The organism is Lentzea sp. NPDC092896 (assembly GCF_044754905.1).
In the GTDB taxonomy this organism is placed as follows: Bacteria; Actinomycetota; Actinomycetes; order Mycobacteriales; family Pseudonocardiaceae; genus Lentzea.
On the sequence record NZ_JBIVPX010000006.1, the window covers coordinates 485,301 to 497,546 of the forward strand.

The window sequence follows — 12,246 nt, forward strand, 5'->3', positions numbered from 1 at the left end:
GTCGCTCCGCCCAGCACATCGCCCAGCACGCCGCGGCCGACCCCCGCGCGCGTGACCAAGCCGCGTATTCGAAGCGTGGACGCCGCCTGCCCGGCGAGCAGTCCGTGCCGAGCTACACCCCGTCGATCGCGGCCCGCAGCATCGACGGTCACCTGCTGCGCACCGGCCAGGAGGTCTACGCCTGGTACCGGCTCGCGCCGCAGCGCTGGTCGTTCCGCAGCGACTCGCAGCGCCAGGACCTGATCGCCGCCATCGCCGGGCAGTACGCCGAGCTGCAGGGGCGCTGGATGCACCTGCGCGTCACCACGCGGCCGTACCCCATCCGCATGTGGGCGGAGGCGCACGTGCACAACGCCGTCAAGCGCCTGCCGGACACCCCCGGCACGCTGTCGTTCGACGACTACATGGTCGGCGAGCAGCAGCAGCTCATGGGCCGCTCGATGGCGGAGAAAGAGGTCTACCTGGGCGTTCAGGTGCAGACCCGCAACATGATGGACCGCGCGGTCGAACGCGCGGCCCCTGTGCTGCGCAAGGTCTTCCCGGACGCCGTCGACGCCGAACTGGTGGCGCTCGACTCCGAGGTCGAACACCTCGACCAGGTCATCGGGTCCGCGGGTCTCGAAGGCCGTCCCGCGACGGCCGAGGAGATGTCCTGGCTGATGCACCGGTCGTGCTCGCTGGGCCTGCCCGCGCCGCGCAACCTGCCCGCCGTGCCCGGTGCCGCGTGGGAGCCGGAGGACCTGGCGTCCTTCACCGACGCAGCGGACTTCCACCAGGAGCCGTACTCACCGACGGTGACCGTGCGTGGCCGCACCGGCTCGAACGCGGGTATCAAACGGCACGTCTGCGTGCTCACGGTCGGGTTGATGCACGGCCTGCAGATCCCCGAGGTCGACGACCCGTGGGTGCAGCGCGCCGACCGGCTGCCCGCCTCCGTCGAGTGGTCCGCGCGCATCTACGTGCGCAAGCCCGAAGAGGTGTCGGGCGAGCTGTCGCGGCAGATGAGCAAGGTCCGCTCGCAGGTCCGGCACTACACCGACGAGCACGAGCTGGAACCGCCGCAGTCGCTGGCCCGCCAGGCCGGCCGCGTGCTGGAGATCGACGACGAGATGACGTCGGGCTTCACCGCGCTCGGCACCCGGGTGCGCTCGTGGTGGCGCCTGGCGGTGTCCGGCCCGACCGAGCGCGAGGCACTGCGGCTCGCGCAGTCGTTGCTCGAGCTCTACAAGCCGAAGGTCTCGATCGACCACCCCGAGGCCCAGTACGCGATCGCCCGCGAGTTCATCCCTGGCGAGCCGCTGTCCAACGGCGCCTACCTGCGTCGTGGCAGCGTGTTGTGGGCCGCGTCCGCTGTGCCGACGGCCACGGCCGAGGTCGGTGACCGCCGCGGCATTCTGCTCGGCGAGACGGTCACGGCCACCCGCCGCCCGGTCGCGTGGGACCCGTGGATGGCGCAGGAACTCCGTGACGCCTCGGGTCTGACGGCGATGGTCGCGGGCCTGGGTGCCGGCAAGTCGTTCCTCGGCGGCGGCATGGTCTACAAGACCCTGCGGGCCGGCGCGCACTGGACGTTGCTCGACCCGTCCGGTCCGCTGTCCGCGCTGTGCGAACTGCCGGAGCTGCGGCCCTACGCACGGCCGATCAACCTGCTCAACGCCCAGCCGGGCATCCTGAACCCGTACCGGGTGGTCGCCGAGCCGATGCTCGACCACTTCCTCGACGAGGAGGACCCGGAACGGGCCTGGCGCCGGGAGAAGGCCCTCGCGGCCGCCACCCGCCGTCGTCTCGTGCTGGACGTGCTCACCGGTCTGCTGCCCTACGAGGTCGCCCGCCTGCCCCAGACGCGCATCACGCTGCTGCGCGCGGTCCGCACGGTCGGTGGCCGCTTCGACGCCCACCCCGGTCTCGTCTTCGAGGCGCTGCGCCGGGACGCGTCCGAGCACCACGAGCACGCCGTCGTCGTCGCGGACTTCCTCGACGAGATGCGCGAGCGCATGTCGTTGCTGATCCCCGAGGAGAACCACGACCCGTACAACGAGGTGCGCGACGACCGCCTCACCGTCCTCACGATGGCGGGCCTGAACCTGCCGAAGGACGGCGTCGGCCGCGAGCACTGGACGGACGCGGAGTCGCTCGGCGTCGAGATGCTGAACCTCGCCGCCTGGCTCACCCAGCGCTCGATCTACGAGAAGCCGAAGGACCAGCGCAAGGGCGTCTGGATCGACGAGGCGTTCTTCCTCTCGGAGGTCCCGACCGGCCGCGTGCTGATGAACCGCTTCGCGCGTGACTCGCGAAAGTGGAACGTCCGCGTGCTGCTGTCGTCGCAGATCCCCGCCGACTTCCTGAAGATCCAGGGCTTCGTCACGCTGCTCGACTCGGTCTTCGTCGGCCGGCTCGACGACGACTCGGCGCAGGCGGACGCGCTGCGGCTGCTCAAGGTGCCGATCGGCGCCGGGTACGAGCAGGTCATCGCGTCGCTCGGGCGCCGCCCCGGTGGCGAGCGCAACGCGACCGAACGCGACCGCGCGCCACGCCAGTTCATCTTCGGCGACGGTGCCGGTGGTGTGGAGCGGATCCGCATCGACTTCAGCGGCCCGCACCTGGAGCACCTGCGCAACGCCCTCGACACGACCCCCGACGCCAAGCGCGACAACGGCAAGGGCGAGATCGTGCCGGTGGACGACCCCGACGCGGCCCCGCAGCCGCCCGCCTACGTGCCCGACGAGATCGACGACGAACTGGCGGCGGACATGGAACTAGGACTGACGGAGGAAGAGGCCCAGCTGGTGGCCCACGGTGACGGCACCAACCGCCACCGGGACGGCGGCGCATGACGGCGCTGACGATCGTGCTCGCGATCGCCGCCTTGCTCTGGGCAAGGCGGCGCTTCGCGCTGCGCGCGTCAGCACGCACCAGGTCGATCGGCCTCGTCGCGGCCATCCTGGCGTTGCAGGTGGTCATGGGTGCCCCGATGGCGCACGCCCAATCCTGTGGCGAGGCACCGAATCCGGAACGGCCCGGCGCGGGCATGGTCGGCGCGCTCGACCCGCCCGTCGGCAACGGCCTGCCCGGCTCGCCGTACCTCGAGTACGGCTACGCGGGCATGGTCTGGCACAACTACAACGCCAAGTGCAACGTCCTGCCCGACGCCAACGCCACGCTCGACACGTGGGCGGGCAACGAGCTGTTCAGCATCGGCAAGAACATCGTCGGTGCCACGAACGCGTTGCACTACACCGTGATGGGCCGCGGTCTGCTGGTCCCGCTGGACGACGCCGTGAAGAACGGTGTGCAGAAGGTCTACGACAACGTCTACCTGCGCTGGTTCGGCCTGGTGGCGTTGCTCCTCGCGATCCTGATGTTCCGGCAGATCTGGACCGGCGACTTCGCCGCGATCTCCAAACGCGGGCTCTGGGCGCTGGCGGCCATGTGGCTGGCGACGTCCACCTTGGCCCTGCCGCAGTTCTACAACCTCCTCGACAACACGCTGGTCTCGAAGACGTCGGAGATCCAAGCGGGGTTCATCGAGGCGCCTGAAGAACAAGGCACGCTCCACGTCCTGCCGACGAAACTGCACGACGCCGTCGTCTACCAGAGCTGGCTGCGCGGCGCGTTCGGCACGCCGGAGGCACCGCAGGCCGCCGAGTTCGGCCCGCGCGTTCTCAAGGCGCAGGCGTGGACCACCGCCGAGATCGCCGAGGGCAAGGACGGCGACCAGGCCGCCCTGGACGCCAAGAAGGCCGAGTGGAAGGCCCTGGAAGCCCAGCTCGGCACCTCCAAGGGCTACTTCGACGGCACCGACGGCAGCCGCACCGGCGCGGGTTTCCTGGCACTGCTGCAGTCCGTCGCGTTCTCGCTGTTCCAGCTGTTCGCGAAGGCCGCTGTCCTGCTGGCCCAGCTGCTGCTGCGCATCCTGACGCTCGCCGGGCCGCTCATCGGCCTGGTCGCGTTGCTGCACCACGACCTGCTGCGCAAGGTCGCCCGCGCGGCCGCCGTGACGGTGTTCAACGTGCTGGTGCTCGCGGTCCTCGCGGGTGTCCACGCGTTGCTGCTGCAGGCGATCTTCAACGCGACCGGGTTGTCGCTGCTGACGCGCACGTTGCTCGGCCTGATGCTGACACTCGTGTGCTTCGTGATCGGCAAACCGTTGCGCCGCATGTGGCAGATGGTCGAGATGTCGGTCGGTTCGGCCAGCAACGTCCTGCCGATGAGCGGTGGCGTCTGGTCGAAGATGATGGGCCGCAAGAAGCAGACCGGCCCGACGCCGCAGGACGAGTTCTGGGAGTCCGTGCGGGACAGCGACGCCGAGGGCGACGCGGCACCGCAGCGCGGACGCGGCCGGGTGCGCCCGGAGGCCTCGAGCCCGGTCATGGCGACGGCGCAGCGGCTCGACCGCGACTCGCAGCCGGGTCAGATCATCAGCGGCCCCAACGGTTCCGGCGTGCGGGCCGGGGCACTGCCCTCGGGATCGGGTCCGGCGGCGTTGCCGGTCGCCCGGTCGCGCGTGGTGGACAGCCCCACGGTCACCGACCGGCAGTGGGACCGGGTCGACGACGCGGTGCTCGTGCCGTCGCGGTCCGGCGGCGGCTACTCCGCGCCGGCGCAGGAACCTCGAAGGGCCGAGACAGAAGTCGTGGCGGGGCGTCCGGTGCACGTGATCTACCGGCCGTCGCGCGGCTTCGAAGTCCGAGACAACAGCTGAGGGGAGCGTAGATGCCGATCCGTACCAACCGCGGCCGTGCCGCGGTCTATCGCAGGCTGTGGGGCTGGCCGCTGCGTTCCCCGCGGCACCTGGCCGCCTCGATCATCATCTTCGTGGTGCTGGTCGTCGGGCTCGGCGTGGTGATCCCCAGGGTGCTCGACCGCAAGGCCGCCGACCCGTCCGCCGCCGGTCAGACCTCGACGTCCTCGTCGGGCACCCAGGTCGGCCAGCTGCCGGGCAGCAGCGGCGCCTCGCTGCCGACCAAGCAGCCGCCGCCCACCAACGCCGCGTCGGCCGCTCCTCCCGCGGCGGACGCGCAGCTGATCGCCGAGCTGTGGGCGGAGAACTGGATCAAGCCGCCGCCGGACAACGACGTCACCAAGTGGCTCGCGCAACTTCGTCCGTACACGACGGAGGAGTTCCTCGCGCAGATGGCGACGATCGACCCGAAGAACGTGCCGGACAAGATCACCCAGAAGGTCGCGGCCAAGCGGTCGACCGTGTCGTCGGCGGACTTCGAGGTGGGAACGGACACCGGCAAGGTCGTCATCACGTTGATCAAGCTCTCGCCCAGCAACGAGTGGCGGGTCAACGGCTACACGAAGGCGAGTTGACCCATGCGCGTGATGCTGCTGATCGGGGCGCTCGCCGCGATCGTCGTGATCGCCGTGGCGACGTCGGGCGTGTCGCAGGTGGTCAGCAACTCCACGAACCCCGCGGCCGGCGGCAACATCCTGAAGATGAGCTGCAACGCGGCCATCGGGCCGTGGGACGCGGGTGGCGGTGCGGCCAAGGGGCAGGCCGACGCCGCGCGCCTCAACGACGAGCAGCGCAACATCGTCGCGCAGATCATCTCCATCGGCCAGGAGCGCAAGCTGCCGCCGCTCGCGTGGCAGGTCGCGATCCAGGCCGGCATGACCGAGTCCGGCCTGCGCCCGTTGAACTACGGCGACCGCGACTCGCTCGGCATCTTCCAGATGCGCCCGTCGATGGGCTGGGGCACCCCCGCCCAGGTGACCGACCCGACGTACGCGATCAACAAGTTCTACGACGTGCTGCTGAAGGTGCCGGACTGGGAGAACAAGCGGCCCGGTGACTCGGCGCAGGCGGTGGAGCGCTCGGCGTTCCCCGACCGGTACCACAACTGGGAGTCGATGGGGGCGTTCCTGCTCAGCGAGCTGGGCTCGATCACCGACCCGGCCGGCTGCGGCTCGGGCGCGGGGGAGTTCCTGCTGGCCTCGAACGCGGCGGGCATCGCGATCCAGTTCACCAAGGAACAGCTGGGCGAGCCGTACCTGTGGGGTGGCAACGGCCCGGACGCGTGGGACTGCTCCGGCATCCTGGTGAAGGCCTTCGGCGCGGCCGGTGTGAGCATCCCGCGCGTCGCGAACGACCAGTACGAGAAGGGCGGCGCCCACCTCCCGGTGCGCGAGGCCCAAGCCGGTGACTTGATCTTCTGGGCGTACAACACCGCGGACCCGCGCTCGGTGCACCACGTCGGCATGTACCTCGGCAACGACGAGTACATCCATGCCCCCCAGACGGGTGACGTCGTGAAGATCAGCAAGATCAACTGGAATTATCAAGAGTTGATGCCGCTGGCCGTCCGGCCGGGCGTGTAGATCGCGGGGAGGCGCTGCATGTTCAACCACGACCCCATCCCGAGGCCTTCCGGACCACCCGCGTCGAGCACACCAGTGCGTGACTACGTGGCGGCCGGTGCTCCGGGAGTCTCTGCCGACTACGTGGTGATCCCGCGTGCGCTGGCCGAGGCGATGCCGTTGCCGTGGCAGCAGCACCTGGTGCACCTGCTGGCGGACTTCCACCGGACGTACGGCCACCTCAAGTGGCCGGTCTACCGCGTGGTGCCGTCGCGCTACGAGAAGCTCGCCGATCTCGACGAGGAACAGCTGGCCGAGGTCGGGGCGATCATGGAGATCGACTCCGACGGATCGCTCGTCTACCGGGACCGTTCCGGACGTAAGATCGAGAACGCCGAGGACCGCACGGTGCTGGTCTCGTGTTTGGACCCGATCCCGTCGGAGTACGCCAACGCCAACCAGTCGACGCCGCCGCGGGGATTCCCGGCGCCTTTGGGAGGCGAACGCAGATGAGTGACAGCAGTGGGTGGTACTTCTGCCTGACCCACCAGACCGTGGAGCAGGGCAAGGGCTGCAAGGGCCCTGACCGCATGGGTCCCTACCCGGACGAGGCCACCGCGGCCCGCGCCCTGGAGATCGCCAGGGAACGGACCAAGGCAGCCGACGAGTCCGACAAGAAGTGGCGCGGCGACGACGAGGACTGAGTCGGTCCGAGTGGCGTGCCCCGGCAACGTTCCAGGTCACGCCACCTAGTCTGTGCGGGTGGCTTCTCAGGTGATCCGCACGGGCCGTGCGGACGTGTCCTTCGACGGCATCCGCACCGAGTTCAGCTTGCCGTCCTCTTTTGACGCGGCTGTGCTCGCCGAGGCAGAGGCGGCGGTCTCCCGTTCCGCGGGAGACCGCCCCGACCTCACCTCGCTGCCGCTGGTGACGATCGACCCGCCCGGCGCCAAGGACCTGGACCAGGCGCTGTGCGTGCTGAAGTCCGGCGACGGCTTCGTGGTGCACTACGCGATCGCCGACCTGGGGCTGTTCGTGGAGCCCGGAGGCCCGCTGGATCTCGAGGTCCGGCGTCGCGGCCAGACCATCTACCTGCCTGACGGCAACGTGCCGTTGCATCCCACCGTGCTCTCCGAGGGCGCGGCCTCTCTCTTGCCGGGCGTCGTGCGTCCCGCCGTGCTGTGGACGTTCACCTGTGGGGCTGACGGCGTTCCAACGGCGGTCGAGGTGCGACGGGCGCTGGTGCGGTCCACGGCCCAGTTCGACTACGAGTCGGTGCAGAAGTCGTTCGACGCGGGCGATCCGCACCCGTCGGTGGCGGCGCTGGCCGAGTTCGGGCCGCTGCGACGGGAGCTGGCCCGTCAGCGCGGCGCGATCGAGTTGCAGCTGCCCGAGCAGGAGATCGAGTCCGACGGGGACGGCTGGAAGCTGGTCACCCGGCCGCGAGCCGCGGTCGACTCGTGGAACGCCGAGATCTCGCTGATGACCGGCATGGCGGCCGCGTCGATCATGCTGGAGGCGAAGGTCGGCATCCTGCGGACGCTGCCCGACCCTGACCCCGAGGCCGTGGCGTCGCTGCGGAAGGACGCGGCGGCCCTCAAGGTGGCGTGGCCCGCGGACCTGTCGCCGGGTGCGTTCCTGGCCGGTCTGGACGCCTCGACGCCCGAAGCGTTGGCGCTGTTCACGGACGCCACCCGGCTGCTGCGCGGCGCGGGCTACTCGGCGTTCAACGGCTCCGTGCCCGAGGTCGTCACGCACGCGGGCGTCGCCGCCCCGTACACGCACGTCACCGCACCGCTGCGCCGCCTGGTCGACCGCTTCGCCACCGAGGTGTGCCTGGCGGTCACGGCGGGGCAGGAGCTGCCGTCCTGGCTGGCCGAGGCGCTGCCGCTGCTGCCGGCGCTGATGGGGTCGTCCGACTCGCTGGCGTCGAAGGTGGAACGGGCGTCGCTGGACCAGGTCGAGGCGTGGGTGCTGGCCGGACAGGTCGGGCAGGAGTTCGACGCCGTGGTGCTGCGGTCCGGCGACAACGACGCCGAGGTGTTCGTGTCCGCGCCGCCGATCCTCGCCAAGTGCACAGGGAAGCGCCTGCCGGAGGGCGAGCGGATTCGCGTCCGGCTGGACGAGGCCGACCCCGCTGAGCGGCGCGTTCGGTTCGAGGCGGTCTGAGAGCCCAAGGTCACGTTGGGCAGCCCGCTTCCGGCGGGTCGTGTGAAGATGCAGGGGTGACTGACATTCGTGACCTCACCGTCGGCGTCCTGGGCGGCACCGGAGCCCAGGGCAAGGGCCTCGCCATCCGCTGGGCCAAGGCGGGTCTCAAGGTGATCATCGGTTCCCGCAGCGCCGACCGGGCGGAGCTGGCGGCCAAGGAGATCGTCGAGATCGCCGGCGGCGACGTCCGGGGCGCGGACAACTCCGACACCGCTGCCGACTCCGACATCGTGCTGGTCGCGGTGCCGTGGGACGGTCACGGTGACCTGCTGGCGTCCCTGCGCGACCAGCTGGCCGGGAAGATCGTCATCGACTGCGTGAACCCGCTCGGGTTCGACAAGCAGGGGCCGTTCGCGCTGCCGGTCACCGAGGGCAGCGCGGCCCAGCAGGCCGAGCTCCTGCTGCCGGAGTCCAAGGTCACCGCCGCGTTCCACCACGTGTCCGCCGTGCTGCTGGCCGACCTCGCGGTGTCCGAAGTGGACATGGACGTGCTCGTGCTGGGCGACGACCGCGAGGCCACCGACACCGTGCGGGAACTGGCCGAGCTGGTGCCGGGCTTCCGCGGCGTCTACGGCGGGCGGCTGCGCAACGCCCACCAGGTCGAGGCGTTCACCGCGAACCTCATCGCGATCAACCGCCGGTACAAGACCCACGCCGGCCTGAAGATCACGGGAGTCTGATGCTTCCCGTCGACGACCTCGGTGAGCCGGTCCCGCTCGACCAGCCACGACGCGTGGTCAGTCTGGTGCCGTCGATCACCGAGGCCGTCGCCGTCAGCGTGCCCGGAGCCCTCGTCGGGGCCACGGACTACTGCACCCATCCGTCCGATTTGGACGTTGCGCGGGTCGGCGGTTCGAAGTACCCGGACGTGGACGCGGTCCTGGGCCTGAAGCCGGACCTCGTGATCGCCAACTCCGAGGAGAACCGCGCCGAGGACGTGGACCGGTTGCGCGCCAACGGCACCAACGTGTGGGTGACCGAGGCGCCGAAGACGGTCCCGATGGCCCTGGCGTCGCTCAGGAGGCTCTTCGGTCTCGGCTGGGACCTCGAACCCGAGTGGCTCACGAAGGCAGAAGACCTCTGGCGCGAGACGGCACCGGCGAGGCTCACCGCGCTGATCCCGGTCTGGCGCCGCCCGTGGGTGGTCGTCGGCCGCGATACCTTCGCCACCGATGTGTTGCGCCGCTTGGGAATCGAGAACGTCTACGCCTCCGACGAGGAGCGCTACCCGCGGCCGAGCCTCGAGCAGCTCAACGACAGGTGCCCCGACCTGGTGATCCTGCCGGACGAGCCGTACCTGTTCACGCACGAGGACGGCCCGGAGAGCTTCCCGGGGCTGCCGTACGTGTTGGTCAACGGCAGACATCTGACCTGGTACGGGCCTTCGCTCGTGGAAGCAAAACTCAGCCTCACGAAGGCCCTCGACTACGGCCAGGGTTGACAACCACGGGTGGATTCGCGGAACCCCCAGCGCTGCCAGGATTCTCGCCCATGGGGAAACTAGCCGCGATCATCGCGACAGCCGCCGCCACCGTCACGCTCATGGCCGTCCCGGCCAGCGCCGAACCCGTTGTCGTCTACCAGCTCGCCGGCAGCACCCGCTGCCTCGCCGACACCGGCGGCAACGTCGTTCTGAGGCCGTGCAACGAACTGGCCGACGAGCAGCGCTGGATCGTCCCGATAAGCGGTGGCGTCGACTGGCCGAACAACATCGCGACCGACAAGTGTCTGGGCGCCACCGCGGCCGGTGACGTGCTCGGCCAGGCCTGCACGACGAGCGCCAACCAGCGTTGGCGCCGCAGCACGTCGGGTACCTCTTTCCAGTTCCGCAACGTCGGCACCAACAAGTGCCTCAACGCGCAGGTGGCGGTCGAGACCTGCACGACGTCCAGCGCGAAGTGGATCGGCCTCCGCTAGTCCCGGAACCGATCCGTGGCCTCCAGCAGCGCGGACAGGATGCCGGGTTCGTCGTACGCGTGCCCGGCATCCGGCACCAGCACCAGTTCCGACTCCGGCCAGGCCTGGTGCAGGTCCCACGCCGAGACCGCGGGCGTCGCGACGTCGTAGCGCCCCTGCACGATCACGCCGGGGATGTCCTTGAGCCGCACGGCGTCCCGGATCAGCTGCCCCTCCTCGAACCACCCGCGGTTCACGAAGTAGTGGTTCTCGATCCGGGCGAACGCCAGCGCGTACTCCGGCACGGCGAACTCCGCCACCAGCTCCGGCCGCGGCAGCAACGTCACCGTCGCACCCTCCCACGTGCTCCACGCGACCGCCGCCGGCCCGTGCACCTCGGGATCGTCCGAGGCCAGCAGCTTCGCGTACAGCTCGACGGGATCGCCCGACAGACCGGCGAGCGGTGCCATGAACTTCTCCCACAGGTCGGGGAAGAGGTTCGCCGCCCCGCCGCGGTAGTACCAGTCCACTTCGGACGAACGCAGCGTGAAGATCCCGCGCAGCACCAGCTCCGACACGTGCGACGGGTGCTTCTCGGCGTACGCCAGCGCCAGCGTCGAACCCCAGGAGCCGCCGAACACCTGCCACCGGTCGATCCCCAGCGACGTCCGCAGCAGTTCCACGTCGGCCACGAGGTGCCAGGTCGTGTTCAGCGACAGGTCACCGGACATCGACGCGTGCGGCAGCGAACGCCCGCAACCGCGCTGGTCGAACAGGACGATCCGGTAGGCGGACGGGTCGAACAACCTGCGATGCGACGGCGAGCAGCCGCCACCGGGACCGCCGTGCAGGAAGACCACGGGCTTGCCGTCGGGGTTGCCGCACTCCTCCCAGAACACGAGGTTGCCGTCACCGGTGTCCAGGTGGCCTGACGCGTGGGGCTCGATCTCCGGGTACATGGGCCTATCGTCGGACACATGGCGCAGTTCTCGCAGGAGACCTCCACCACGGGGGCGTTCGTCCGTCAGCCGAACCGCTTCACCGCGCGGCCGGAACCCGAACCGGGCCGCTACCGGCTCGTCGTCAGCCTCGCCTGCCCGTGGGCGCACCGCGCGGTCATCGTCCGCAAGCTCCTCGGCCTCGAAGACGCGATCTCACTGGCCGTCGTCGACCCGATCCGCGACGAGAAGGGCTGGCGTTTCCAGGGCACCGACCCGGTCCTGGGCATCGACTACCTCAAAGAGGCCTACGACAGGGCCGACGGGACCTACGAGGGCCGAGTCACCGTCCCGGCACTGGTCGACACCACCACGGGCGAGGTCGTCACCAACGACTACCCGCAGATCACCCTGGACTTCAGCCTGAAGTGGCGCCCGGAGAGCACTCTCTACCCGGAGCACCTGCGCCAGGAGATCGACGCCTGGATCGAGCCGATCTTCCACCACGTCAACAACGGCGTCTACAAGGCCGGTTTCGCCACGTCACAGGAGGCCTACGAGCAGGCGTACACCGCTCTGTTCGCCGGACTGGACCGCATCGAGGAGCACCTGGCCGACCACACGTACCTGGTCGGAGAACAGCTCACCGAGGCCGACATCAGGCTCTGGACCACGCTCGTCCGGTTCGACGCGGTCTACCACGGTCACTTCAAGTGCAACCGGAACAAACTCACCGAGATGCCGAACCTGTGGGCTTACGCGAAACGCCTCTACGGGCAATTCGGCGACACGGTCGACTGGGACCACATCAAGCGCCACTACTACGTGACGCACCACGGCATCAATCCGACCGGAATCGTGCCGGCGGGCCCAGACCCGGAGGTCTGGACCCGCTGAG

The 12,246-nt window shown here is 69.9% G+C and carries 12 protein-coding genes; 11 read left to right on the forward strand and 1 reads right to left on the reverse strand.

Annotated elements, in window-relative coordinates; genetic code table 11:
* The first annotated feature begins 17 nt into the window (after positions 1–17).
* From ACIQF0_RS30215 to ACIQF0_RS30260, 10 genes are all read left to right on the forward strand, one after another.
* Positions 18–2,834: an ATP-binding protein gene (locus ACIQF0_RS30215; RefSeq protein ID WP_401034930.1), complete on the forward strand. Its 2,817-nt coding sequence runs from the start codon at positions 18–20 to the stop codon at positions 2,832–2,834.
* Positions 2,831–4,702, forward strand: a complete 1,872-nt coding sequence (locus tag ACIQF0_RS30220; RefSeq protein ID WP_401034835.1) for a hypothetical protein — start codon at positions 2,831–2,833, stop codon at positions 4,700–4,702. Before ACIQF0_RS30215 ends, ACIQF0_RS30220 begins: the two co-directional genes overlap by 4 nt.
* Before the next feature lie 11 nt (positions 4,703–4,713).
* Positions 4,714–5,316: a hypothetical protein gene (locus tag ACIQF0_RS30225; protein WP_360037357.1), complete on the forward strand. Its 603-nt coding sequence runs from the start codon at positions 4,714–4,716 to the stop codon at positions 5,314–5,316.
* Positions 5,317–5,319: 3 nt separating this feature from the next.
* A complete protein-coding gene (locus tag ACIQF0_RS30230) occupies positions 5,320–6,324 on the forward strand; it encodes a C40 family peptidase (RefSeq protein WP_401034838.1) in 1,005 nt (334 codons plus the stop codon).
* Between the two features lie 18 nt (positions 6,325–6,342).
* Positions 6,343–6,816, forward strand: coding sequence for a hypothetical protein (locus ACIQF0_RS30235; protein WP_093602180.1), 474 nt, complete (start codon positions 6,343–6,345; stop codon positions 6,814–6,816).
* Positions 6,813–7,007 carry a hypothetical protein gene (locus ACIQF0_RS30240; RefSeq protein WP_030481005.1) on the forward strand — a complete coding sequence of 65 codons (195 nt, stop codon included), beginning with the start codon at positions 6,813–6,815 and terminating at the stop codon, positions 7,005–7,007. Before ACIQF0_RS30235 ends, ACIQF0_RS30240 begins: the two co-directional genes overlap by 4 nt.
* Before the next feature lie 70 nt (positions 7,008–7,077).
* Positions 7,078–8,472, forward strand: a complete 1,395-nt coding sequence (locus ACIQF0_RS30245; protein WP_401034932.1) for an RNB domain-containing ribonuclease — start codon at positions 7,078–7,080, stop codon at positions 8,470–8,472.
* 56 nt (positions 8,473–8,528) lie between these two features.
* On the forward strand, positions 8,529–9,194 hold the full coding sequence (gene npdG, locus ACIQF0_RS30250; RefSeq protein ID WP_401034842.1) for an NADPH-dependent F420 reductase: 666 nt from the start codon (positions 8,529–8,531) through the stop codon (positions 9,192–9,194).
* Complete coding sequence (locus ACIQF0_RS30255; RefSeq protein ID WP_401034845.1) at positions 9,194–9,955, forward strand: helical backbone metal receptor; 762 nt, start codon at positions 9,194–9,196, stop codon at positions 9,953–9,955. Before npdG ends, ACIQF0_RS30255 begins: the two co-directional genes overlap by 1 nt.
* A gap of 50 nt (positions 9,956–10,005) precedes the next feature.
* Positions 10,006–10,431: a ricin-type beta-trefoil lectin domain protein gene (locus ACIQF0_RS30260; RefSeq protein ID WP_360037339.1), complete on the forward strand. Its 426-nt coding sequence runs from the start codon at positions 10,006–10,008 to the stop codon at positions 10,429–10,431.
* Here ACIQF0_RS30260 and pip read toward each other — a convergent pair.
* Complete coding sequence (gene pip / locus ACIQF0_RS30265) at positions 10,428–11,369, reverse strand: prolyl aminopeptidase (RefSeq protein WP_401034849.1); 942 nt, start codon at positions 11,367–11,369, stop codon at positions 10,428–10,430. The genes ACIQF0_RS30260 and pip overlap by 4 nt on opposite strands.
* An 18-nt stretch (positions 11,370–11,387) precedes the next feature.
* Between pip and ACIQF0_RS30270 the strand changes: the two genes are divergently transcribed.
* Entirely contained in the window at positions 11,388–12,245 is an 858-nt protein-coding gene (locus ACIQF0_RS30270; protein ID WP_401034852.1) for a glutathione S-transferase family protein, read from the forward strand.
* Position 12,246: the final 1 nt, after the last annotated feature.

Excerpts from the sequence above, each read along its gene's own strand:
- ACIQF0_RS30220 (WP_401034835.1), top strand. The coding sequence starts at position 2,831 with ATGACGGCGCTGACGATCGTGCTCGCGATCGCCGCCTTGCTCTGGGCA.
- ACIQF0_RS30225 (WP_360037357.1), top strand. The coding sequence starts at position 4,714 with ATGCCGATCCGTACCAACCGCGGCCGTGCCGCGGTCTATCGCAGGCTG.
- ACIQF0_RS30230 (WP_401034838.1), top strand. The coding sequence starts at position 5,320 with ATGCGCGTGATGCTGCTGATCGGGGCGCTCGCCGCGATCGTCGTGATC.
- ACIQF0_RS30235 (WP_093602180.1), top strand. The coding sequence starts at position 6,343 with ATGTTCAACCACGACCCCATCCCGAGGCCTTCCGGACCACCCGCGTCG.
- ACIQF0_RS30240 (WP_030481005.1), top strand. The coding sequence starts at position 6,813 with ATGAGTGACAGCAGTGGGTGGTACTTCTGCCTGACCCACCAGACCGTG.
- ACIQF0_RS30255 (WP_401034845.1), top strand. The coding sequence starts at position 9,194 with ATGCTTCCCGTCGACGACCTCGGTGAGCCGGTCCCGCTCGACCAGCCA.
- ACIQF0_RS30260 (WP_360037339.1), top strand. The coding sequence starts at position 10,006 with ATGGGGAAACTAGCCGCGATCATCGCGACAGCCGCCGCCACCGTCACG.
- pip (WP_401034849.1), bottom strand. The coding sequence starts at position 11,369 with ATGTACCCGGAGATCGAGCCCCACGCGTCAGGCCACCTGGACACCGGT.
- ACIQF0_RS30270 (WP_401034852.1), top strand. The coding sequence starts at position 11,388 with ATGGCGCAGTTCTCGCAGGAGACCTCCACCACGGGGGCGTTCGTCCGT.